This window comes from Micrococcus sp. MS-ASIII-49 (assembly GCF_000946635.1).
Lineage (GTDB): Bacteria > Actinomycetota > Actinomycetes > Actinomycetales > Micrococcaceae > Micrococcus > Micrococcus luteus.
The window spans coordinates 1-23,621 of the sequence record NZ_JXSP01000067.1; the positions used below are offsets into that span (position 1 = coordinate 1).

Consider the following 23,621-nt stretch of genomic DNA (forward strand, 5'->3'; position numbering starts at 1 on the left):
TAGGCCGCTATACGATGGGGCCGTGCGCCACGTCCGAGCGTCTCCGCCCGTGCGCGTCCACTGAGTCCGAAGACTCGCTGGGGTACCAGGACTCGAACCTAGAATGACGGTACCAGAAACCGTTGTGTTGCCAATTACACCATACCCCACTGTCGGTCAAGCATGCCTGACCGATGTGCATCATATTCATGAGCGCGGTGTTCCCGGATCTCTCCGGCAACGAGTAAGAACTCTACACCCTCCGGGCGGCGTGTGCAAAATCGGCGGATCAGGCCGCCAGCCAGGTCCGCAGCCCGCCGATCGCCCGCATCCGCCAGCACGCGTGCTCATCGTCCCAGAGCGGCTCCTCCGCCCCGCCGTGGGCGGGGGCGTCGGGGCTCATCCACACCGGGACGAGCCCCGCCGACCGGGCCCCCTCGACGTCGTGACGCAGGCTGTCCCCCACCATGAGGGTACGTCCCGGGTCCGTGCCCAGGCGGGAGCAGCCGGCCAGGAAGGGGGCCGGGTCCGGCTTCGGGGCCCCGGCCGTGTCCGAGCCGATCAGCACCTCGACCCACTCCAGACCGAGGGCGTCGGCCTTGCCGCGCTGGTAGGTCTCCACGTTGTTCGTGACGATCCCCACGCCACGGCCTGTTCCCCGCACCTCGGCGAGCACGTCGGCGGTCGCGGGGAACAGCGCCCAGTGCCCGCGCACGACCTCCTCGTAGTCGGTGGTCCACAGGCCGTCGAGCGGGGTCGCCGCGTCCTCGGGCACGCCGAGCGCGCGCAGGGCGTCGGCCACGCGGGCCAGCCGCTGCTCCTCGAACGTCAGCTCCCCGGCCACGTAGCGCCCGTAGTGGCCGCCGACGTCGGACGCGAAGGCCTCGGTGGCCTCGGCCAGCACCGCCGGGTCGACGTCGGCGGCCCCGGCCCACTGCCGGCGCACCATCGCGTCGAACGCGGCGTGCTGGGCGGAGCGCAGATCCAGCAGCGTGTCGTCCAGGTCGAAGAGGACGGCGTCCCAGGCCGGCGGCGCGGGCGCGCCCGCGGACCCGCCGGCCGGCGTCGTGCTGGCGCCCCGGCTCATGCGTCGGTGGGCCGGCCCTGGTCCAGGCCCTGCTCCGCGGCGAAGCGGTCCAGGCGGGCGAGCGCGGAGTCGCGGCCCAGGATCTCGAGCGACTCGAAGAGCGGCGGGGACACCTTGCGGCCGGTCACCGCGACGCGCACGGGGCCGAACGCCTGGCGCGGCTTGAGGCCCAGGCCGTCGATGAGGGCGGCCCGCAGCGCCGCCTCGATGCGCTCGGTGGTGAACTCGTCCTCGGGCAGGGCGGCCAGCGCCTCCCGGGCCGCGGCGACGGCGGCGCCCAGGTCCGCCGGCATCCCCTTGAGGGCGCCCTCGGCCGTCCGGACGTCCCGGTCCGCCGTGAAGAGGAAGGCGAGCATCTCGACGGCCTCGCCGAGCAGCTGCACGCGCTCCTGCACGAGCGGGGCCGCGGCGGTGAGGATCTCCATCTCCCGCTCCGTCAGGTGCTCGCCCACGAGGCCGGCCGCGTGCAGGTAGGGCACGAGACGGTCGCGGAAGTCGGCCACGTCGAGCATGCGCACGTGCGTGCCGTTGATCGCGATCGCCTTCTTCTCGTCGAAGCGGGCGGGGTTGGCCAGCACCTTGTGCACGTCGAAGTGCTCCACGAACTGCTGCGGGGTGAAGATGTCCTCGTCCGCGGAGAGGGACCAGCCCAGCAGGCCGAGGTAGTTCAGCAGGCCCTCCGGGATGAAGCCGTTGTCCCGGTGCAGGAACAGGTTGGCCTGCGGGTCGCGCTTGGAGAGCTTCTTGTTGCCCTCGCCCATCACGTAGGGCAGGTGGCCGAACACCGGCATGTACCGGGCGACGCCGATCGCGTGCAGGGCGCGGTAGAGCGCGATCTGGCGCGGAGTCGAGGAGAGCAGGTCCTCACCGCGCAGCACGTGGGTGATGCCCATGAGCGCGTCGTCCACCGGGTTCACGAGGGTGTACAGCGGCGAGCCGTCCGCGCGCACCACCACGAAGTCCGGCACGGAGCCGGCCTTGAAGGTGATCTCCCCGCGCACCAGGTCGGTGAAGGTGATGTCCTCGTCCGGCATGCGCAGCCGCCAGACCGGCGCGCGGCCCTCGGCCTCGAAGGCGGCGATCTGCTCGTCCGTGAGGTCGCGGTCGTGGCCGTCGTAGCCGAGCTTGGGGTCGCGGCCGGCGGCCCGGTGACGGGCCTCGGTCTCCTCGGGGCTCGAGTAGGACGGGTAGATGTATCCGCCGGCCTTGAGCTTCTCGATCACGTCCGCGTAGATCTGCCCGCGCTGGGACTGACGGTACGGCTCGTGCGGGCCGCCGACCTCGACGCCCTCGTCCCAGTCGATCCCGAGCCAGCGCATCGCCTCGAGCAGCTGCTGGTAGGACTCCTCCGAGTCGCGCTTGGCGTCCGTGTCCTCGATGCGGAACACGAGGGTGCCGCCGGTGTGCCGCGCCCAGCCCCAGTTGAACAGGACGGTGCGGATCAGCCCCACGTGGGGGGTGCCGGTGGGCGAGGGGGCGAAGCGCACGCGCACGGGGGTCTCGGCGTCCACCTGGGGGACGTCGGCGAAGGGGGCGGGGGCGTTCTCGGACACGGGAGCGGTGGCGTCAGTCATGATGCCCCTGAGTCTACGCGGGGCCCGGGCGCCGTCGTCGGGCGCCCGCGTCAGCGGCGGAAGACGGTGGCGAGCACGCCGATGCCCTCGACCTCGGCCTCGACGCGCTGGCCCTCCTGGACCGTCCCGACCCCGCCCGGGGTGCCGGTCAGGATCACGTCGCCGGGCAGGAGGGTGAACATCTCCGAGGCCGCGGCCACGAGCTCGCGGACGCCGAAGACCATGTCCGTGGTCGTGCCGTCCTGGCGGGTCTCGCCGTCGAGCCGGGACGTGATGCGCAGGCCGCCGGCCGGCTCCACGTCCAGCTCGGTCTCGATCCACGGGCCCAGCGGGCAGGCGCCGTCGAAGCCCTTGGCGCGGGCCCACTGCAGGTCGGTGCGCTGGGCGTCGCGGGCGGTGAGGTCGTTGCCCACGGTGTAGCCGAAGACGACGTCGTCCACGCGGCTCACCGGCACGTCCTTGCAGATGGTGCCGATGACGACGGCGAGCTCGGCCTCGTAGGAGACCTCGTCCGACCAGCTCGGCAGGGTCACGGGCTCGTTCGGACCCACGACGGCGGTGTTCGGCTTGAGGAAGAACTGCGGCGAGGCGGGGACCTCGTTGCCGAGCTCCTTCGCGTGGTCGGCCCAGTTGCGGCCGACGCCCACGATCTTCGAGCGCGGGATGATCGGGGCCACGAGGCGCACGTCCTCGAGACGGTGTGTGGTGCCGGTGGGCTGGATCCCGTGGAAGAACGGGTCGCCCTGCAGGGCGGTGACGGTCAGCTCGGCGGGGTCGGCGTCGGCCGGGCCCTCCACGATGCCGTAGGTCGGTTCGGCCTGGTCCACGAAACGGGCGATGCGCATGGCCGCCAGCCTAGTGGGTGAGCGGCGGGCGCCGTCGCCGGACACCCCACCCGATGCCGACCCCGCTGACGCCGCGAGCCAGACGATTCGGCCGCGGCGGGCAGCCTGAGGCGACCGATTCGTCTGGCTCGCGGGCGGATTCGTCTGGCTCAGCGCGGTGGGGTGCGGTGCGGGGCGGGTCGAGACCGCTCAGCAGCAGCGGCTGCCCGGATTGGCCTCCTGGCGCGCGTACTCGGCCCGCCAGAACTCCCGCTCGGTCATCGGCGCGCGTTCCGGATGGTGCGCCCGGTGGTGGGCCACGTACGCGTCGTACTTCCCCTCGCCGGAGAGCTGGCGGACCCACCAGCGCGCCGCCTGCCAGGTTCGACGCGCGGGCGAGGCCTCCGCTGCGGGGGCGCCGCCCGGCGTCGTGCGCGGCGCGACCACGTCAGTGCCCCCGGACCGGCTGCTTCTCGGCCGGCAGCGCGTCCCACTGCGCCTGCAGCTCCTTCTCCTCGGCCGTGGCGAACAGCCCGGCCGGGGCGAAGCGCTGCGAGGGCACGTACGGGTCCTGGTGATCGATGACCTCGGTGCCGCGGAAGGCGCGCACCGTGGCGAGCACCGACGTCGTGATGACCACGAGCGCCAGCACGAGGAACACGATGGACAGCGTGCCCTGGATGAAGGTGTTGCGGACCACGGCCTCCATCGCCGGCACGGACTTCGCGGCGCCGAAGCTCGTGGCGCCCGAGGCCAGCGCGTCCTTGAACGCGTTGTGCTGCGCCCAGTAGCCCACCGCCGGGACCGACGAGAAGATCTTCTGGAAGCTCGCCACCGTGGTGACCACGGTGATGAAGCCCAGCGGCAGCGCCACGATCCACAGGCCCCGGAAGTGCCGGCGGCCGGCCACGATCGCCAGGACCACCGCGAGCGCGATGGCCGCCAGCAGCTGGTTGGCGATGCCGAACAGCGGGAACAGCGTGTTGATGCCGCCCAGCGGGTCGGTCACGCCCATGATCAGCACGGCGCCCCACGCGGCCACCATGATGCCGGTGCACACCCAGGCGCCCACGCGCCAGCCGGTGTCCTTGAAGCGCGGGACCACGTTGCCCAGGGAATCCTGGAGCATGAAGCGGGCCACGCGGGTGCCGGCGTCCACGGCGGTGAGGATGAACAGCGCCTCGAACATGATGGCGAAGTGGTACCAGAAGCCCATGAGGGCCTCGCCGCCGATCAGCTGGCCCATGATGATCGAGAGCCCGACGGCGAGCGTCGGGGCGCCACCCGTGCGGGAGACGACCGTGTCCTCGCCCACGAGGTTCGCCAGCGCGGTGAGCTGCTCGGGCGTGACGTCCACGCCGGCCAGGCCCAGGCTCATCACCCAAGCGGCCGCCGTCTCGGGGGTGCCGCCGGTGAGCGCGGCGGGGGCGTTCATGGCGAAGTAGATGCCGCGGTCGATGGACACGGCCGCCACGAGCGCCATGACCGCCACGAAGGCCTCCATGAGCATGCCGCCGTAGCCGATGAAGCGGGTCTGCCGCTCCTTCTCCACCATCTTGGGCGTCGTGCCCGAGGCGATCAGCGCGTGGAAGCCGGAGAGCGCACCGCACGCGATGGTGACGAACAGGAACGGGAACAGCGAACCGGGCCACACCGGGCCGGTCTGGCCCGAGGCGAACTCGGAGAACGCGGGGGTGCCGATGCGCGGCTGCACGACGACGATGGCCAGCGCGAGACCGGCGATCACGCCGATCTTCATGAAGGTGGACAGGTAGTCGCGCGGAGCGAGCAGCAGCCACACGGGCAGCACGGCCGCGACGAACCCGTAGATGATCACGGCCCAGGCGATGGTGGTGCGGTCCAGGGTGAACAGGGCCGCGCCCCACTCGGTCCCGGCCACCCAGCCGCCGCCGATGATGGCCGCCAGGAGCAGGACGAACCCGATCACGGAGATCTCGGTGATGCGGCCCGGGCGGATCCAGCGCAGGTACACGCCCATGAAGAGCGCGATCGGGATGGTCATGGCCACGGAGAACACGCCCCACGGGGACTCACCCAGGGCGTTGACCACCACGAGGGCCAGGATGGCCGTGATGATCACCATGATCAGCAGGGTCGCGACGATCGCGGCGGTGCCCCCGACGCGGCCCAGCTCGTCCCGGGCCATCTGGCCGAGCGAGCGGCCGCCGCGGCGCATCGAGAAGAACAGGACGAGGTAGTCCTGGACCGCGCCGGCCAGGATCACGCCGACGATGATCCAGATGGTGCCGGGCAGGTAGCCCATCTGCGCGGCGAGCACGGGGCCCACGAGCGGACCGGCGCCGGCGATGGCCGCGAAGTGGTGGCCGTAGAGCACGCGGCGGTCGGTGGCCACGTAGTCCCGGCCGTCGGCCCGGTACTCGGCCGGGGTGGCGCGGGTGTCGTCCGGGTGGACGATCATGCGCTCGACGTACTTCGAGTAGAAGCGGTAGCCGATCGCGAACGTCGCCACGGCGGCGAACACGAACCAGATCGCGTTGATCGTCTCGCCGCGGTGCAGGGCGAGCATGGTCCAGGCGACGCCGCCGAGCAGGGCGACGGCCACCCAGACGGCGATCTTCGCGGGCGTCCAGCGGGGCCGGCCGGCGGCCTCGGTGGGCGGGAGGTCTTCCGGCGTCGTGGCCGGGAGTGGGGCGCCCTCGGCGGCCGCGGAGGAGCGGTGCGAGCTCACGGGGGTCTCCGTTCGTGGGGTGGGGTCAGACGAGGCGGTGCAGCCAGCCGTGGCGGTCCTCGACGCGCCCGGTCTGGATGCCCTCGAGCTCGGTGCGGATCTTCAGGGCCACGTCGGCCCCGCCGGCGGACTCGATCACGTCGTCGCCGTCGAGCAGACGGCCGATCGGGGTCACGACGGCGGCGGTGCCGCACGCGAAGACCTCGGTGATCTCGCCCGAGCGGACGCCCTCGGCCCACTCGGCGAGGGTGACGCGACGCTCCTCGACGGTCAGGCCCATGTCCCGGCCGAGCTGGAGGATCGAGGAGCGGGTGACGCCCTCGAGGATCGTGCCGGTGAGCGCCGGGGTGACGAGGCGGCCGTCGGCGTGCACGAAGAACACGTTCATGCCGCCGAGCTCCTCGATCGCGTCGTCGTGGTACTGGTCGAGGAACACGACCTGGTCGGCGCCCTTCGCCGCGGCCTGCAGCTGGGGCAGCAGCGAGGCGGCGTAGTTGCCGCCGGTCTTGGCCGCGCCCGTGCCGCCCTTGCCGGCGCGGGCGTAGTCACGCGAGACCCAGATGGTCACCGGCTTGAGCTCGCCGCCGAAGTAGTTGCCGGCCGGCGAGGCGATCACCATGTACCGCACCTGCCGGGCCGGGCGGACGCCGAGGAACGCCTCGGAGGCGAACATGAAGGGGCGCAGGTAGAGGGACTGGCCCGGGCCGGTGGGCACCCAGGCCCGGTCCGCCTCGAGCTGGGCCCGCAGCGAGCCGAGGAACAGCTCCTCGGGCAGCTCCGGCAGGGCCAGGCGGCGGGCGGAGCGGTTCAGGCGGGCCGCGTTGGCCTCGGGGCGGAACGTCCACACCGACCCGTCCTCGTGCCGGTAGGCCTTCAGGCCCTCGAAGATCTCCTGGCCGTAGTGCAGCACGGCGGCCGCGGGGTCCAGGGACAGCGGGCCGTAGGGCTCCACGCGGGCGTCATGCCACGCGCCGCCGTCCTCGTCCCAGGTCCAGTCGATCGAGACCATGTGGTCCGTGAAGACGTTGCCGAAACCGGGGTCCTGGAGGATCTCGACGCGCTGCTGATCGGACATCGGGGACAGATGTGGTTGCCGCGTGAACACGGTCTCGGACACGGTGGGATCACTCCTCGTGACGGGTGACGGATGGGGACGGCTCCGGTGCCGGGCACGACGCGCGGGGGCCACGGCGCCGGGCGTGGCACACGCCACAGGCCGTCGCCCCATCCTAGACCCGGCGTCGACGCGCCGGGCCCGCGCGTCAGACCCGCGCGGCGACGTCGGCGCCCACCTCGGCGGTGGTGCCCCGCGCGCCGTCCACCCGGTCCTTCAGGTGCGCCCACACCGCGGTGCGCACGCGCGCCGCGGCGCCGGTCTCGCCCACGTGCTCGAGCAGCAGGGCGGCGGAGAGGATGGCGGCCACGGGGTCGGCGATCCCCTGGCCCGCGATGTCCGGAGCGGAGCCGTGGACCGGCTCGAACATCGACGGCGCCGTGCCCTCGACGTTGATGTTGCCGGAGGCGGCGAGCCCGATGCCGCCGGTCACGGCCGCGGCGAGGTCCGTGATGATGTCCCCGAACAGGTTGTCCGTCACGATCACGTCGAAGCGGGCCGGGTCCGTCGCCAGGAAGATCATGGCGGCGTCGACGTGCATGTAGTCCCAGGTGACCGCGGGGAAGTCGGCCCCCACGGACTCCACGGTGCGGCGCCACAGGTGGCCGGCGTGGACCAGGACGTTGTGCTTGTGCACGAGCGTGAGGCGCTTGCGCTCGCCCGCGTCGGCGCGACGGAAGGCGTCCTCGACGACGCGGCGCACGCCGAACGCCGTGTTCACGGAGACCTCCGTGGCGATCTCGTGCGGGGTGTCCACGCGGATCGCACCGCCGTTGCCCACGTACGGCCCCTCCGTGCCCTCGCGCACCACGGTGAAGTCGATCTCGCCGGGCGCGGCCAGGGGGCTGACGGCGCCGGGCAGCAGGGTGGCCGGGCGCAGGTTCACGCCGTGGTCCAGCGCGAAGCGCAGCGTGAGCAGCATGCCGCGCTCGATCAGCCCGGACGGGATGCGCTCGTCCCCGGGCGCGGCGCCGACGGCCCCGAACAGGATCGCGTCGTGGCGGCGCAGGGACTGAAGGACCTCGTCCGTGAGCGCCTCGCCGGTCTCGAGCCAGTGCTCCGCACCCAGCGGATACGGGGTGAGCCGGGCCTCCGGACGCCCCTCGGCACGCAACGCCGCCTGCAGGACGGCGGCGGCCTGGTCGGTGACCTCGGGGCCGATGCCGTCGCCGCCGATGACGGCGATGTCCAAGGGGTCTGCGGAGCTGCGTGTGGTCTCGGTCATGGCCCTCAGGCTACGCGGGGCACGCGTGAGGACCACATCGTGTGACACCCGGTCTCACCCTCCGGACGGGCTCAGTCCTCGGCGGGCTCCTCGTGGCGCGGGAAGACCGGCTGCGGGGCGGGCAGCGGCGTGCCGGGGACCAGGTCCTCGTGGAACGCGGCGAAGGACCGCGGGCCGGTGCCGGACGCGCCGGTGCGGCCTGCGTCGCCCTCGGCGGGGACGCCGAGCAGGTCCAGCAGCCGCGAGGCCGAGTCGGGCATCACCGGCTGCGCGAGCAGGGCCACCCGGCGCACGGCCTGCAGCGTCACGTACAGCACCGTGCGCATGCGCGGCTCGTCCGTCTTGCGCAGCACCCACGGGGCCTGGTCCGCGAAGTAGGCGTTGACCTCGCCGAGCACGCGCCAGGTCTTCTCGAGCGCGTCGTGGAAGTCCTGCACCGCGTACGCGGACCGGGAGCGCTCCAGCAGGGCGTCGACCTGGGCCAGGACGGCGCGGTCCGCCTCGGTGAACTCGCCCGGCTCGGGCACGGCGGCGCCGCAGTTCTTGGCCACCATGGACAGCGAGCGCTGGGCGAGGTTGCCGAGGTTGTTGGCCAGGTCCGCGTTCTTGCGGCTCACCACGGCCTCGTGGCTGTAGGAGCCGTCCGCGCCGAACGGGAACTCGCGCAGCAGGAAGAAGCGAATGGCGTCCAGGCCGTACCGGGCCACCCATTCCCGCGGGTGCACCACGTTGCCCAGGGACTTGGACATCTTGGCCCCGTTGTTGTTCAGGAAGCCATGGATCATGACGCGGCGCGGCAGCTCGAGGCCGGCCGACATGAGGAACGCGGGCCAGAAGATGCAGTGGAACCGGGAGATGTCCTTGCCGATCACGTGCAGGTCCGCCGGCCAGTAGCGCGCGAACGCCTCCGGGTCCTCCGCCGGCCAGCCCGCGCCGGTGAGGTAGTTCGTCAACGCGTCGACCCAGACGTAGGTGACGTGGTCGGCGCGCCGGTCGGCGTCGGCGGCGTCGGGGTCCGCGGGCGCCGGCAGGTCGATGCCCCACTGGAAGGAGGTCCGGGAGATGGACAGGTCCTCGAGCCCGGCCTCCACGAAGCGGATGACCTCGTTGAAGCGGTACCGGGGGGCGGCGAAGTCCGGGTGCTCGCGGTAGTGGTCCAGCAGCGGCTGCTGGTACTTGGACAGGCGGAAGAAATAGGACTCCTCCTCCGTCCACGTCACCTCGGTGCCGGTCTCGACGGCGCGGCGCACCCCGTCCTGACCCACCTCGGTCTCGTCCTCGCCGAAGTAGCGTTCGTCCCGCACGGAGTACCAGCCGGCGTAGGAGCCGAGGTAGATGTCCCCGTTGGCCTCCATCCGCCGCCAGATCTCGCGGACGGCCTCGGCGTGGTCCGTGTCCGTGGTGCGGATGAAGCGGTCGTAGGAGATGTCCAGGACGTCGTCGTCCATCTCCTTGAAGACGGCGGCGTTGCGCGTGGCCAGCTCGAGGGCGCTCACGCCCTGCTGCTGCGCCGTCTGCTCCATCTTCTGGCCGTGCTCGTCCGTGCCGGTCAGGAAGCGCACATCCCGCCCGTCGAGCCGCTGGAAGCGGGCCATCGCGTCCGAGGCGATGTACTCGTAGGCGTGGCCGATGTGCGGCTCGCCGTTCGGGTAGGAGATGGCCGTGGTCAGGTAGTACGGGGCGCGGGCGTCAGTCACAGTCGTCGAGTCTAGCCGCGGGGCCGGGGCCCGCGCCGAGGACGACGTCGTCCGCGCCGGCGTCCGGGACGCCGTCGGCGGTCACCTGCAGATGGCCCGGCGCAGGCCGCAGGTGGAGGTGGGCCCACGGGGCCACCACGAGCACGGACGCCCCGATCATCTCGGTCAGCTCCTCCGCGTGGGTCGCCACGTGGTAGGCCAGGGTGCTGCGCCCGATCCCGAAGACGAGCGGCACCGCCTCGAGGACGATCGCGCCGAAGAAGAACACCGCGCCGCCCGCCACCGTCAGCGCTCGGGTCCGGCGGGGCAGGGCGACGGTGCACAGCGCGAGCAGCCCGAGGACGACGATCGCGGCCGGCGCGCCGAGGATCAGCCACTGGAACGCGGGCAGCGGGTTCTCCCCCGCGAACGGCAGAACCTCCCACAGCTGGCCGGCCTGCTCGTGGATCTGCGTCGACTCGTCCAAGCTCATGGCCGCCAGCAGGGCCGCGGGGGTCAACCACGCGAGCAGGCTCCGCCGCCGATCCGCCCCCAGCGCGCGGCGCACGAGACCCACCGTGGTGAAGCCCGCGGCCCCCAGCAGGAGCAGGCCCGAGCTCCACCACGCCGTGAGGTTGGCCTCGTGGTTCACGTCGAAGACCTCGCGCCACCACGGCACCTGCCGCGGGCCCAGCCCGAACACGAAGGGGAGGGCGAACGACCAGGCGGCGAGCAGGACACTGACGCCGATCAGCCCGCCCGCCGCGCGCCGGCCCCGCGTTGCCCGCCCGGGCGTCGACGGGTCAGACGGAGAGGTCCACCTCGGCCGCACGGGCGGCGCCGATGGCCGCGGCCAGCGTGGCCGCGGTGTCCCCGGAGAGGGCCCCGTCCAGGGTCAGCACGGCCAGGGCGGCGCCCTCGTCGTCGCGCGAGACGTCCATGCCGGCGATGTTCACGCCCTGCACCCCGAGGGCCTGGCCCAGGACGCCGATCACACCCGGGCGGTCCTGATAGGCGAACACGAGCAGGTGGTCGGCCAGCGGCACCTCGAGCTCGTGCCGGTCCACGCCCACGAGCTTCTGCACCTGGCGCGGGCCGGTGAGTGTGCCGGTGACGGCGGTCTGGGCGCCCTGCGCGGTCGCGGCGCGCACCGTGACGGTGTTGCGGTAGGACTCGGACACCGCGGTGGTGGTGAGGCGGCACTCGACGCCGCGCTGCTCGGCCAGCACGGGGGCGTTCACGTAGGAGACCTGGTCCGAGACGATGTCCGTGAACACGCCCTTCAGGGCGGCCAGGCGCATCGCGGAGACGTCGTGCTCGGCGATCTCACCGGCGATCTCCACCTCGACGGCCGTGATGGACTGCTCGCCCACCAGCGCGGTGAGCACGCGGCCCAGCTTCTCGGCCAGCGGCAGGCCGGGGCGCACGTCCTCGTGGATCGCGCCGCCGGCCACGTTCACGGCGTCCGGCACGAGCTCGCCGGAGAGGGCCAGGCGCACGGAGCCGGCGACGGCGACGCCCGCCTTCTCCTGGGCCTCGGCGGTCGAGGCGCCCAGGTGGGGGGTGACGACGGCGGAGTCGTGGGCGAAGAACGCCAGGTCCGTGGCCGGCTCGGAGCTGAAGACGTCGATGCCGGCACCCCCGATGGTCCCGGCCTCGAGCGCGCGGGCGAGGGCGTCCTCGTCCACGAGGCCGCCGCGGGCCACGTTCACGATGATCGCGGTGTCCTTCATGCGGGCGAACTGCTCATCGCCGATCATGCCGACCGTCTCGGGGGTCTTGGGCATGTGGATCGTGACCACGTCGGCGCGCTCGAGCAGCTCGTCCAGCTCGACGAGGCTCGCGCCGAGCTGCTGCGCGCGGGCGGTGGTCACGTAGGGGTCGTAGGCGAGGATCTCCATGCCGAACGCCTTCATGCGCTCGGCCACGAGCGCGCCGATGCGGCCCAGGCCGATCACGCCCAGCCGCTTGCCGTACAGCTCGACGCCCGTGTACTTCGAACGCTTCCACTCCCCCGCCTTCAGCGAGCCGTGGGCGGCCGCGATGTTGCGGGCGGCGGCCAGGATGTGGCCGCAGGTGAGCTCGGCGGCGGAGATGATGTTCGACGTCGGCGCGTTGACGACCATGACGCCGGCCTCGGTGGCGGCGGGCACGTCCACGTTGTCCAGTCCGACGCCGGCGCGCGCGATGACCTTCAGCTGCGGCGCGGCGGCGATCGCCTCGGCGTCCATCTGGGTGGCCGAGCGGATCAGCACCGCGTCGACGTCGCGCAGGTCCTCGAGGAGTCGGGCGCGGTCGGCGCCGTCCGTGCGGCGGATCTCGAAGTCGGGGCCGAGGGCCTCGACGGTGGCGGGCGAGAGTTCCTCGGCGATCAGGACGACGGGCTGGGCTGCGCTCACGGGTGCTCCTGGAGGTGTGGTGCGGTGGGATGGGAGGCGGGCCGGCCCGCGCTCCGGTTCGAGCCTAGACGCGTGACCGGACCGTGGCCGGAATGCGACGCCGGCCCCGGAGCGCGATGCCCGGGGCCGGCGTCGGGGGCTCAGGCGGCTCAGCGGGCCGCCGTGCCCTCGGTGTAGTCGTCGTCCGCGTCCTTGAGCCAGGAGAACATCTGGCGCAGCTCGCGGCCGGTCTTCTCGATCGGGTGGGCCTCGCCCCGGGCGCGGAGCTCCTTGAACTCGGGCGCACCGGCCTTCTGGTCGTCCATGAAGCGCTGCGCGAAGGCGCCGGACTGGATGTCGGCGAGGACCGCCTTCATGTTCTCCTTCACGTCGGGGGTGATGACGCGGGGGCCGGAGACGTAGTCGCCGTACTCCGCGGTGTCGGAGATGGACCAGCGCTGCTTGGCGATGCCGCCCTCGACCATGAGGTCGACGATGAGCTTCAGCTCGTGCAGCACCTCGAAGTAGGCGATCTCGGGCTGGTAGCCGGCCTCGGTGAGGGTCTCGAAGCCGTACTGCACGAGCTGGGAGGCGCCGCCGCAGAGCACGGCCTGCTCGCCGAACAGGTCGGTCTCGGTCTCCTCGGTGAAGGTCGTCTCGATGACGCCGGCGCGGGTGCCGCCCACGGCCTTGGCGTAGGACAGGGCGAGGGCGTGGGCCTGGCCGGAGGCGTCCTTCTCGACGGCGATCAGCGCGGGCACGCCGCGGCCGGCCTCGAACTCGCGGCGCACCACGTGGCCCGGGCCCTTGGGGGCGACCAGGGCGACGTCGACGCCCTCGGGGGCCTGGATGTAGCCGAAGCGCACGTTGAAGCCGTGCGCGAAGAAGAGGGCGTCACCCTCCTGCAGGTTGCCGGCGATGTGCTGGTCGTACACGTCGGCCTGGACCTGGTCCGGGGTGAGGATCATGATCAGGTCGGCCTCGGCGGCGGCGGTGGCGACGTCGACGACGCGCAGGCCCTCGGCCTCGGCCTTGGCGCGGGACTTGGAGCCCTCGGCGAGGCCGATGCGCACGTCCACGCCGGAGTCGCGCAGCGACAGGGCGTGGGCGTGGCCCTGGGAGCCGTAGCCGATGACGGCCACGGTGCGGCCCTGGATGATCGACAGGTCGGCGTCGTCGTCGTAGAACTTCTTCACGGTCATGCTGTTCTCCTCACGGGATGGGTGGATCGGGACGGTCAGCGGGCCAGGGCGCGGTCGGTCATGGACCGCGGCCCCCGGGCGAGGGCGAGGGTGCCCGAGCGGACGAGCTCGCGCACGCCGTAGGGCTCCATCATCTCGAGGAAGGCCTCGAGCTTGTCACGGGTGCCGGTGGCCTCGAGGGTCAGGGACTCCGGGGCCACGTCGACGACGTGGGCGCGGAACAGGTCGGCCGCCTGGACGACCTGGCCGCGGGTGGCCGCATCGGCGCGCACCTTCACGAGCAGGTGGTCGCGCTGAACGGAGGAGTCGGGCGTGAGCTCGACGACCTTGATCACGTTGATCAGCTTGTTCAGCTGCTTGGTGACCTGCTCGAGCAGGTCCGTGTCGGCGTCGACGACCACGGTGATCCGGGACAGGCCCTCGACCTCCGTGACGCCCACGGCCAGCGAGTGGATGTTGAACGCGCGCCGGGCGAAGAGGCCGGCCACGCGGGTCAGGGTGCCGGGCACGTCCTCGACGAGCACGGACAGGGTGTGGCGTTCCATCGGTTGCCCTCCTCAGTCTTCCTGGTCCCAGTCGGGCGTCATGTCCCGGGCCACCTGGATCGCGTCGTTGCTGACCCCCGCGGGGACCATCGGCCAGACCATGGCGTCACGGGAGACCACGAAGTCCACGATCACGGGGCGGTCGTCGATGGCGAGGGCCTGGCGGATGGTGTCGTCCAGGTCCTCCCGGCGGTCGCAGCGCAGGCCCGCGGCGCCGTAGGCGTCGGCGAGCTTGACGAAGTCCGGCACCCGGGCGGTGTCGTGGCCCGTGTTCAGGTCCGTGTTCGAGTAGCGCCCGTCGTAGAAGAGGGTCTGCCACTGGCGCACCATGCCCAGCGAGGAGTTGTTGATCACCGCGATCTTGATGGGGATGCGGTTGATCACGCACGTGGCGAGCTCCTGGTTGGTCATCTGGAAGCAGCCGTCGCCGTCGATGGCCCAGACCACGCGGTCGGGTTCGCCCACCTGCGCCCCCATCGCGGCGGGGACGGCGAAGCCCATCGTTCCGAGGCCGGCCGAGTTGAGCCACTGGCGCGGACGCTCGTAGGCGACGAACTGGCTGGCCCACATCTGGTGCTGGCCGACGCCGGCCACGTAGGTGGCCTCGGGGCCGGACAGGGCCGACAGGCGCGAGATCACCTCCTGGGGCGCGAGGAGGCCGTCCTCGGTCTCGGTCCAGCCCATCGGGTAGGTGTCCTGCAGGCGCCGCAGCACCGCCCACCAGTCGGCGAGGTCGGGCAGCGCCTCGGTGTCCGTCGCGAGCTCGGCCACCAGGTCCGGGATGATCTCCTTGACGTGGCCGACGATCGGCACGTCCGCGGTGCGGTTCTTGGAGATCTCGGCCGGGTCGATGTCCGCGTGGATCACGCGGGCGCCGGGGGCGAACGAGGGCAGGTGACCGGTCACGCGGTCGTCGAAGCGGGCGCCGAGCGTGATCAGCAGGTCGGCCTGCTGGAGCGCGGCCACGGCGGGGACGCCGCCGTGCATGCCCGGCATGCCCAGGTGCTGGGGGTGCGAGTCGGGGAAGACGCCGCGGGCGGTGAGGGTGGTGACCACCGGGGCGCCCGTGAGCTCGGCGAGGGCGCGCAGCTCCTCGTGGGCCTCGCCGCGGGCCACGCCGCCGCCCACGTACAGCACGGGGCGCCGGGCCTCGCGGATCAGCCGGGCGGCCTCGCGGATCTGCCGGGGGTGGCCGCGCAGGACGGGGCGGTAGCCGGGCAGGTCGATCCGGGGCGGCCACGCGAACTCGAACTCGCCCTGCTGGGCGTCCTTGGTGACGTCCACGAGCACGGGCCCGGGCCGGCCCGTGGCGGCGATGTGGAACGCCTCGGCGAGGGCCTGGGGGACGTCCTCGGGCCGGGTCACGAGCCGGGAGTGCTTGGTGATGGGCATCGTGATGCCCACGATGTCCGCCTCCTGGAAGGCGTCCGTGCCGATCGCGGCGGAGGAGACCTGGCCGGTGATGAACACGACCGCCTGGGAGTCCATGTGGGCGTCCGCGATGGCGGTCACCAGGTTGGTGGCGCCGGGACCGGAGGTGGCGATGGCCACGCCGACCTTGCCGGTGGCCAGGTGGTAGCCCTGCGCCGCGTGACCGGCACCCTGCTCGTGGCGCACCAGGATGTGGCGGATCCGATCGGAGTCCATGAGCGGGTCGTAGGTCGGCAGGATGGCGCCGCCGGGCAGCCCGAACACGTCCGTGACCCCCAGCTCCTCCAGGGAGCGGATGATGCCCTCGGAGCCGGTCATCCGGGTCGGCTCGACGCGGGAGCCCTCGCCGGGCACCCGCGGCTCGACGATCTCGGGCCGGGGGGCCGGACGGCGCTCCTGGGCCCGGGCGGTCTCCGTCGGGCGGGAGGCCGGCGTCGGGACCTGCGGGACCGCCGCGCGGGCGTCGCGGGGGGTCGTGCTCATGGGGTCACCTCACTGCGTTCGTCGCTGCGTGTCCGGCGCGGGGCGTCGGACGGTCGTCGTTCGGATCCGTCGGGCGTCGGGGACCGTGGCCGCGTCGATGACGGATCGGGCCGGCGTGGCGGAGTCTGAGGTGGGGACACGGCCGCCGGGTCCTTCGGGGGTGGTCTCAGTATCGACAGCCGTGCGCCCCGTCCGCCATCGACCACCCGCCTGTCTCGCAATGTGAGATAAAGCGTCACATCGTGAGACGACCGGGCGGTCGGGGTCGGATCCCGGGCCTGCGCCCACCCTAGTCAGCCGCCGAGGGGGCGGCCGCCTTCACCCACGTTCCGTGACGGAGCACCCCGCGCACCTCGAGCTCCGGGCCGAAGACGACGGCGTCCGCTCGGCTCCCGACTCGGAGCCGGCCGACGTCGGGGAGCCCCAGGGCGTCCGCGGGCGCGGCCGTCGCCGCCCGCAGCGCGGCGTCGAGGTCGACCCCGGCGACGACGGCGGAGCGCACCGAGCCGGTGACCGTGGCCGTGGACCCGGCGATGGCCCCGGCGGCGCCGTCCGCGCCGACCACCCGCGCGACGCCGTCGTGGACCCGGACCCGCAGCGGCCCGAGGGGGAACTCGCCGTCGCTGCAGCCGGCGGCGGCCATGGAGTCCGAGACGAGGATCCACCGCTCCCCGGCCTCCCGGGCGACCCGCCGCACCGTGGCCGCATGCAGGTGGACGCCGTCCACGATGGTCTCGATCCCCACGCGCGGGTCCTCCAGCAGGGCGACGGCCGGCCCGGGCTCGCGATGGTGGGTGGGCCGGCACGCGTTGTGCAGGTGCGTGGCCATCCGCGCCCCCGCGTCGATCGCCGCGCGCGTGGTCTCGTAGGAGGCGTCCGTGTGGCCGATCGCGACGACGACGCCCGCCTCCGCCAGCCGGCCCACCGCGTCGAGGGCCCCGGGCAGCTCGGGGGCCAGCGTGACCATCGCCAGGTGGCCCGCGCCGACCTCGACGAGGCGAGCGACGTCCTCGGGCTCCGGCGCCCGCAGCGACGCGGCCCGGTGCGCGCCGCAGTGCAGGGGCGAGAGCCAGGGACCCTCGAGGTGCACGCCGGCCAGCACCCCCTCTGCGCACAGGGGCGTCAGGGCCGTCAGCTGCGCCGCGAGCGCGTCGACCTCGTCCGTGACGAGGGAGGCCACGACCGTGGTCGTGCCCGCGCGGGCGTGGGCCGCGGCCGCCGCGCGTGCCGCGGCCGCGCCGGACTCGACGGCGTGTCCGCCGCCGCCGTGGCCGTGCACGTCCACGCAGCCGGGAGCGAGGAGGGCGTCGCCGAGGTCGTGGATGGGGCCGTGGGTGCGCGGCGGGTCCCCGGTCCCGACGGCCACCACCCGGCCCTCGGCCAGGGCGATCCAGCCGGGGCCGCCGAGGCGCTCGCCGTCATGGACGCGGTCCGCGCGCAGCACCGACGGGGACGCGGCGGCCTGCGGCGCCTGCTCGGCGCGCGGCCGGTGAGGGACCGAGGCGGGCACGGATGCACCTTCCGGGGTGGGCGGGTCGATGGACGAGGGGCGCTCAGAGGCCCTGCCAGGACGGCTTGGCCTCCCACATGTGGCGGTACTCCCCCGCGAGCTCGAGTCGCCCGGCGGCGGCCTCGTCCACGAGGACGGTCACATGCGGGTGCAGCTGCAGGGCCGTGACCGGCCAGCGCGCGCTCACGGGGCCCTCCACGAGCTGCCGCACCGCCTCGGCCTTGCCCTCGCCCCGGGCCAGCAGGACCAGGTGTCGGGCGTCGAGGATCGTGCCCACGCCCTGGGTGAGGCAGTGGGTCGGGACCTGGTCGAGGTCGCCGTCGAAGAAGCGGGCGTTGTCCCGCCGGGTCTGCTCGGCGAGCACCTTGATGCGCGTGCGGGAGGCGAGGGAGGAGCCGGGCTCGTTGAACGCGATGTGCCCGTCCGTGCCCACGCCGAGCAGCTGCACGTCCACGCCGCCGGCCTCGCGCAGCGCCTCCTCGTAGGCGGCGCAGGCGCCCGGGACGTCCGCCGCCCCGCCGTCCGGACCGTGCACGGCCTCCGGGGCGATGTCCGTGCGCACGACGAACTCCCGCTCGATCACGGTGCGGTAGGACTCGGGGTGTCCCGCGGGCAGGCCGACGTACTCGTCCAGCAGGAACGCGCGGCAGGAGCGCAGGGACAGCTCCCCGTCCCGGACCCGGCGGGCGAGCTCGTCGTAGACGGGCAGGGGCGAGGAGCCGGTGGCCAGCCCCAGGACGGCCTCGGGACGGGCCGCCACGTGGGCGGCCACCGCGTCCGCGCCGTGCCGGCCCAGGGCGGCGGCGTCGGGCAGGATGACGACCTCCATCAGCGCGCCTCCCGCCCGGGACGCGGCGCGGGTCCCCCGGCCCGGGCGTCGATCGCGTGCATGCTCATCCTCTGCTCGTCTCGGCGTGCGGGCCGACCGGGCCTCAGCCCAGGTAGGCGCCCTCGGCGGCGGAGTGCACCAGCTTGGCGTACTTGCCCAGCACGCCCGTGGTGAACTTCGGCTCCACCGGCTCCCAGGACTCGCGGCGGGCGGCGAGCTCGGCCTCGTCCACGAGCAGGTCCATGGTGCGTCCGGCGATGTCCACGCGGATGCGGTCGCCGTCCTGCACCAGCCCGATCGGCCCTCCCTCGGCGGCCTCGGGGGCGATGTGGCCGATGCACAGGCCGGTGGTGCCGCCGGAGAAGCGCCCGTCGGTGATCAGCAGGACGTCCTTGCCCAGGCCCGCCCCCTTGATGGCGCCGGTGATCGCGAGCATCTCGCGCATGCCCGGACCGCCCTTCGGTCCCTCATAGCGGATGACCACCACGTCGCCGGCGGCGATGGTCCCGTCCTCGAGGGCGTCCATGGCGGCGCGCTCCCGGTCGAAGACGCGCGCAGTGCCCTCGAAGACGTCCGCATCGAAGCCGGCGGACTTCACGACGGCGCCCTCCGGGGCCAGCGAGCCGTGGAGGATCGCGATGCCGCCGTTGGGGTGCAGCGCGTCATCCATGGTGCGGATGACCTTGCCGTCCACCGGGTCCGGATCGAGCGCGGCGAGGTTCTCGGCGAGCGTCTTGCCGGTGACGGTGAGGGTGTCCCCGTGCAGCAGGCCCTCGTCCAGCAGGGCCTTCATGACCACCGGGACGCCGCCGATGCGGTCCACGTCCGTCATGACGTACTGGCCGAACGGCTTGAGGTCGGCGATGTGAGGGGTGCGGTCGGCGATGCGGTTGAAGTCGGACAGCTGCAGGTCCACGCCCGCCTCCCGGGCGATGGCGAGCAGGTGCAGCACGGCGTTGGTGGAGCCGCCGAACGCCATGGTCACGGCGATCGCGTTCTCGAACGCGGGCTTGGTCATGATGTCCCGGGCCGTGATGCCCTGGCGGAGCATGTTCACCACGGCCTCGCCGGAGCGGCGCGCGAAGGCGTCACGGCGGCGGTCCGCGGAGGGGGCGGCGGCGGAACCGGGCAGGGACATGCCGAGGGCCTCGCCGATGGAGGCCATGGTGTTGGCGGTGTACATGCCGCCGCAGGCGCCCTCGCCCGGGGCGATGGACTTCTCGATGCGGAGCAGGTCCTCCTCGGACATGAGACCGCGGGCGCAGGCGCCGACCGCCTCGAAGGCGTCGATGATGGTCACCTGCCTCTCGGTGCCGTCGGTCAGGCGGGCCACGCCCGGCATGATCGAGCCTGCGTAGACGAACACGGACGCCAGGTCCAGGCGGGCGGCGGCCATGAGCATGCCCGGCAGCGACTTGTCGCAGCCGGCGAGCAGGACGGAGCCGTCCAGGCGCTCGGCCATCATCACGGTCTCCACCGAGTCGGCGATCACCTCGCGGGAGACGAGGGAGAAGTGCATGCCCTCGTGGCCCATGGAGATGCCGTCCGAGACGGAGACCGTGCCGAACTCCAGCGGATATCCACCGGCGGCGTGGACGCCGTCCTTCGAGGCCTGGGCGAGGCGGTCCAGGGAGAGGTTGCAGGGGGTGATCTCGTTCCAGGACGAGGCGATGCCGATCTGCGGCTTGCCGAAGTCCTCGTCCCCCATGCCGACCGCGCGGAGCATGCCGCGGGCGGCGGTGCGCTCCATCCCGTCGGTGACGTCGCGCGAGCGCGGCTTGATGTCGGGGGCGGCGGACGGGGTGCTGGGAGTCGACGCGGCGGAGTCCATGCCGCGGAGTCTAGTGAGCACGGCGCCACCGGGCCGACGCGACGTCCCCGTGTGACGGGTGCCGCAGCATGACACGCGCGGACGGGTCCGCGTACGTTGGGCCCATGGACACGCCCACCCTGCACAGACGGCTGCGCCGCGTCTTCGATGCGCGCGTGTTCAACCACGGCGACTACAACGTCGTCTACGGCCAGCCCTCGGGCTCCTCCTCCCCCCTCGTGATCGGCTACCGCCACCAGCCGCTCGAGATGCTGCTGTGCCCGTTCGACCCCACCTCCACCCCGGACGACCACGACCGCCGCGCGCCGGGCGTGGCCGAGGACGATCCGCACGGCCCGGTGACCGAGGCCTCCGCGGACCGCGCCGACGTCGTCGAGGTGGGGCTGGCCAACGTGGCCACCGTGGCGGACACGGGCAGCGGCTATCAGGTGGAGACCGTCACGGGCTTCCGGACGTGGTTCGACGTCCCGGAGCACACGCGGGTGCCGGTGGGTGACCTCACGGAGGACGGCACCGCGGAGCTCGACCAGGCCGAGGACGCCACCGACTTCCACGCCTTCATGACCGCCTTCATGGACGAGCTGGACCGCCTCTACGCGACCCCGGAGACGGACGCGACGGACGTCACGCCCCCCGATTTGCACGGCGTCTGAAACCCCTGGTAGGGTTTCACCTCGTTGCACGGCGCACCGGAGAGATCCGAGAGGCGGTGCGGCACCTGCACCTCTAGCTCAACCGGTAGAGCATCTGACTCTTAATCAGCAGGTTCCGGGTTCGAGTCCCGGGGGGTGCACCCACCGGAGCGAAGGCCCCGTCTCCACGGAGACGGGGCCTTCGTCGTCCCCGCTCCCCGACCGGGCCCACCGTAGGCTGGGGCCCATGACCGACACGACCCAGCACCGCCTCCAGCCCGGCGACACGGCGCCCGCGTTCACCCTCCAGGACCAGGAGGGCCGGCCCGTCTCGCTGCGCGACAGCGCGGGCAAGCACACGATCGTCTACTTCTACCCGGCCGCGTCCACGCCCGGCTGCACCACGCAGGCCTGCGACTTCCGGGACAGCCTCGCCTCCCTGACCGCGGCCGGCTACGTCGTCCTGGGGATCTCCCCCGACCCGATCGGCAGGATCATCCGGTTCGCCGAGCAGGAGGGCCTGACGTTCCCCCTGCTCTCGGACGAGGACCACGCGGTGGCCGAGGCCTACGGCGCCTGGGGCGAGAAGAAGAACTACGGGCGGACCTTCGAGGGTCTGATCCGCTCCACGATCGTCGTCGGCCCGGACGGGAAGGTCACCCACGCGCAGTACAACGTGAAGGCGACCGGCCACGTGGCGCGACTGCGCCGCACCCTCGGCCTCGACGAGGCCTGATCCGCGCCCGGGCACCGCACGGTAGGATCGGGCCTCGCCCCGCCCGCGCGGGGTGTGCGCGGGCGTGGCGGAACTGGTAGACGCGCTGGATTTAGGTTCCAGTGTCCTGGACGTGGGGGTTCGAGTCCCCCCGCCCGCACTCCCCGGGCCCGCCCGACCCCGACGTCACCTGCCAGAGGAGGTCGCCATGCAGCCCACTCGCCGCGCCTTCCTCGGCGGGGGCCTGGGCCTGCTCGGCCTGAGCGTGGCCGGCTGCACGACGTCGCCCGCGGCGCCGTCCTCCGCCGCCCCGACCTCCTCGGGCCCGGGCCGACTGCTCGTGGTCGGCGCCCCGGCGCGGGCGCTGACGCGGGATCCGGCCCGCGCGCTGGACGTCGAGTCCTTCCGTCTGATCCGCCAGGTCTTCGAGACGCTGCTCGGCGTGGACGCGGACACCGGCGCCCCCACGCCCCGCCTCGCCGAGCGGCACGAGGAGTCCGACGGCGGCCGCCTCCACACGTTCCACCTGGTCTCCGGGGTGGTGTTCGACGACGGCGAGCCGTGCGACGCCGCCGCCGTGGTCGCGAACATCGAGCGGTGGGCCGCCGCCCCCGCGCCCGTGGACGGGACCGTCGCCCCGCCCTCCTCGTTCGTCTCGGCCTTCGGCGGATACGCCGGGGACGCGGACTCCGCCTTCGCCGGCGTCGAGGCCCGCGGCGAGCTCGAGGTGCGGCTGCGCCTGCACTCCCCCCGCCGTCACCTCGCGGCCGCGCTGGCCTCGCCGGCCTTCGCGATCTCCTCGCCGGCCTCGTGGGACCGCACGGTCGACGTGGACGGCTCCGAGGTCACCACCCCCGCCGGCACCGGCCCCTACCGCTGGGCCGACGCCGCGGAGACCGCCGAGCTCACGCGCGCCCACCCGGGCGCCTCGGGCGCGACGATCCTGGTCCCCAGCGCCCGCCACCGCGGCTCCGATCCGGCGGCGTACCCGGTGGCCGTGCAGGCGTGGGGTCGGGCCTCCGTGCGCCTGCGGGAGCTGCGGCGCGGCACGGCGGACGTGATCGACGTCGTCGCCCCCGGCCAGCTGCGCCCCCTCGTCGAGGCCGGCACCCAGGTGCTGCCCCGGGACCCCCTGGGCGTGCTCTACGTGGGCATGAACCTGGACCACCCGAGCGTGCGCTCGCAGTACCTGCGCCAGGCGATCGCGTACGCGGTGGACCGCCCGCGCATCGCCGGCAGCGACGTCTTCCTCGAGGGCACCCGCCTGGCCCACGACCTCGTCCCCCCCTCCCTCGGCGTCGGCGACGAGGAGGCGCGGCGCTACGACGTCAACCCGGGCCGGGCCCGCGAGTTCCTCGGCCTGGCGGGATACGACGGGGAGCCGTTGGAGTTCCTCTACCCGGCCGGCACGGCCCGCCCCTCCCTGCCCGAGCCGGAGCGGGTCTACGCGATGGTCGCCCGCGACCTCGGCGCGGTGGGGATGCACATCGTGCCCGTGCCCGTGCCGGAGGACCAGGACTACCTGCACGCCGTCGTCTCCCGACCCACCCGAGCCCTGCACCTGATGGGCCGCACCGGCGACTACCGCGACCCGCACGCGTTCCTCGAGCCCTTCGCGCGCTCGGGCCGCGCCGAGACCGGCTACCGCAACCCGCGCGTCGTCGAGGACGTGGACGCGGCCGCGGCCGAGACCGACGACGACGCGCGCCGCGCCCTGTTCCGCCGCGTCGTCCGGGCCATGGCCCTCGACCTGCCGGCGCTGCCGCTGGTCTATCCGATCTCGGCCCTGGCCACCGGCCCGCGCGTGGCCTCCTACCCGACGTCGCCGCAGCTGGACGAGCCCTTCTCGCGCGTCAGGCTGACCGAAGGCTGAACG

The 23,621-nt window shown here is 73.3% G+C and carries 19 protein-coding genes and 3 tRNA genes; 5 read left to right on the plus strand and 17 right to left on the minus strand.

Annotation, left to right across the window (positions count from 1 at the left end; genetic code table 11):
* Nucleotides 1–77: 77 nt before the first annotated feature.
* The 17 genes from SJ20_RS05170 to ilvD all read right to left on the minus strand — a co-directional run bounded on the left by SJ20_RS05170 (nt 78) and on the right by ilvD (nt 20,398).
* Nucleotides 78–149, minus strand: a tRNA-Gln gene (locus SJ20_RS05170).
* A gap of 119 nt (nt 150–268) precedes the next feature.
* On the minus strand, nt 269–1,066 hold the full coding sequence (locus SJ20_RS05175; RefSeq protein ID WP_044659172.1) for an HAD family hydrolase: 798 nt from the start codon (nt 1,064–1,066) through the stop codon (nt 269–271).
* Complete coding sequence (gltX, locus tag SJ20_RS05180) at nt 1,063–2,640, minus strand: glutamate--tRNA ligase (protein ID WP_044659173.1); 1,578 nt, start codon at nt 2,638–2,640, stop codon at nt 1,063–1,065. Before gltX ends, SJ20_RS05175 begins: the two co-directional genes overlap by 4 nt.
* A 50-nt stretch (nt 2,641–2,690) precedes the next feature.
* Nucleotides 2,691–3,485, minus strand: coding sequence for a fumarylacetoacetate hydrolase family protein (locus SJ20_RS05185; protein WP_044659174.1), 795 nt, complete (start codon nt 3,483–3,485; stop codon nt 2,691–2,693).
* Between the two features lie 189 nt (nt 3,486–3,674).
* Nucleotides 3,675–3,911, minus strand: coding sequence for a YbdD/YjiX family protein (locus SJ20_RS05190; protein WP_044659175.1), 237 nt, complete (start codon nt 3,909–3,911; stop codon nt 3,675–3,677).
* Between the two features lies 1 nt (nt 3,912).
* On the minus strand, nt 3,913–6,174 hold the full coding sequence (locus SJ20_RS05195) for a carbon starvation CstA family protein (protein WP_044659176.1): 2,262 nt from the start codon (nt 6,172–6,174) through the stop codon (nt 3,913–3,915).
* Nucleotides 6,175–6,199: 25 nt separating this feature from the next.
* The gene (locus tag SJ20_RS05200; RefSeq protein ID WP_044659184.1) at nt 6,200–7,249 is read right to left on the minus strand and encodes a branched-chain amino acid aminotransferase; all 1,050 of its coding nucleotides are present in this window, start codon (nt 7,247–7,249) and stop codon (nt 6,200–6,202) included.
* A 187-nt stretch (nt 7,250–7,436) separates the two neighbouring features.
* Nucleotides 7,437–8,513: a 3-isopropylmalate dehydrogenase gene (locus SJ20_RS05205; RefSeq protein ID WP_044659177.1), complete on the minus strand. Its 1,077-nt coding sequence runs from the start codon at nt 8,511–8,513 to the stop codon at nt 7,437–7,439.
* 71 nt (nt 8,514–8,584) lie between these two features.
* The gene (gene metG / locus SJ20_RS05210; RefSeq protein ID WP_044659178.1) at nt 8,585–10,210 is read right to left on the minus strand and encodes a methionine--tRNA ligase; all 1,626 of its coding nucleotides are present in this window, start codon (nt 10,208–10,210) and stop codon (nt 8,585–8,587) included.
* Nucleotides 10,203–10,892, minus strand: a complete 690-nt coding sequence (locus SJ20_RS05215) for a hypothetical protein (RefSeq protein ID WP_230594450.1) — start codon at nt 10,890–10,892, stop codon at nt 10,203–10,205. Before SJ20_RS05215 ends, metG begins: the two co-directional genes overlap by 8 nt.
* Nucleotides 10,893–10,992: 100 nt before the next feature.
* On the minus strand, nt 10,993–12,588 hold the full coding sequence (gene serA / locus SJ20_RS05220; RefSeq protein ID WP_044659180.1) for a phosphoglycerate dehydrogenase: 1,596 nt from the start codon (nt 12,586–12,588) through the stop codon (nt 10,993–10,995).
* A gap of 149 nt (nt 12,589–12,737) precedes the next feature.
* Nucleotides 12,738–13,769 carry a ketol-acid reductoisomerase gene (ilvC, locus tag SJ20_RS05225; RefSeq protein ID WP_010078979.1) on the minus strand — a complete coding sequence of 344 codons (1,032 nt, stop codon included), beginning with the start codon at nt 13,767–13,769 and terminating at the stop codon, nt 12,738–12,740.
* A 35-nt stretch (nt 13,770–13,804) separates the two neighbouring features.
* On the minus strand, nt 13,805–14,314 hold the full coding sequence (gene ilvN, locus SJ20_RS05230) for an acetolactate synthase small subunit (protein ID WP_002854209.1): 510 nt from the start codon (nt 14,312–14,314) through the stop codon (nt 13,805–13,807).
* 12 nt (nt 14,315–14,326) lie between these two features.
* Nucleotides 14,327–16,228 carry an acetolactate synthase large subunit gene (locus tag SJ20_RS05235; RefSeq protein WP_044659181.1) on the minus strand — a complete coding sequence of 634 codons (1,902 nt, stop codon included), beginning with the start codon at nt 16,226–16,228 and terminating at the stop codon, nt 14,327–14,329.
* 289 nt (nt 16,229–16,517) lie between these two features.
* Nucleotides 16,518–17,738 (minus strand): N-acetylglucosamine-6-phosphate deacetylase, encoded by a 1,221-nt coding sequence (locus SJ20_RS05240; protein WP_082067586.1) that lies wholly within the window; start codon nt 17,736–17,738, stop codon nt 16,518–16,520.
* A gap of 43 nt (nt 17,739–17,781) precedes the next feature.
* Nucleotides 17,782–18,567: a glucosamine-6-phosphate deaminase gene (gene nagB, locus SJ20_RS05245; protein WP_036382115.1), complete on the minus strand. Its 786-nt coding sequence runs from the start codon at nt 18,565–18,567 to the stop codon at nt 17,782–17,784.
* 103 nt (nt 18,568–18,670) lie between these two features.
* Nucleotides 18,671–20,398, minus strand: a complete 1,728-nt coding sequence (gene ilvD, locus SJ20_RS05250; RefSeq protein ID WP_036382119.1) for a dihydroxy-acid dehydratase — start codon at nt 20,396–20,398, stop codon at nt 18,671–18,673.
* Nucleotides 20,399–20,502: 104 nt separating this feature from the next.
* Here ilvD and SJ20_RS05255 point away from each other — a divergent pair, with 104 nt between their 5' ends.
* The 5 genes from SJ20_RS05255 to SJ20_RS05275 all read left to right on the plus strand — a co-directional run bounded on the left by SJ20_RS05255 (nt 20,503) and on the right by SJ20_RS05275 (nt 23,618).
* Nucleotides 20,503–21,051 carry a hypothetical protein gene (locus tag SJ20_RS05255; protein ID WP_036312973.1) on the plus strand — a complete coding sequence of 183 codons (549 nt, stop codon included), beginning with the start codon at nt 20,503–20,505 and terminating at the stop codon, nt 21,049–21,051.
* 67 nt (nt 21,052–21,118) lie between these two features.
* A tRNA-Lys gene (locus tag SJ20_RS05260) sits at nt 21,119–21,191 on the plus strand.
* An 86-nt stretch (nt 21,192–21,277) separates the two neighbouring features.
* Complete coding sequence (gene bcp / locus SJ20_RS05265) at nt 21,278–21,766, plus strand: thioredoxin-dependent thiol peroxidase (protein WP_036382122.1); 489 nt, start codon at nt 21,278–21,280, stop codon at nt 21,764–21,766.
* Nucleotides 21,767–21,824: 58 nt separating this feature from the next.
* A tRNA-Leu gene (locus SJ20_RS05270) sits at nt 21,825–21,905 on the plus strand.
* A gap of 48 nt (nt 21,906–21,953) precedes the next feature.
* Nucleotides 21,954–23,618, plus strand: a complete 1,665-nt coding sequence (locus SJ20_RS05275) for an ABC transporter substrate-binding protein (RefSeq protein ID WP_036382125.1) — start codon at nt 21,954–21,956, stop codon at nt 23,616–23,618.
* Nucleotides 23,619–23,621 lie beyond the last annotated feature (3 nt).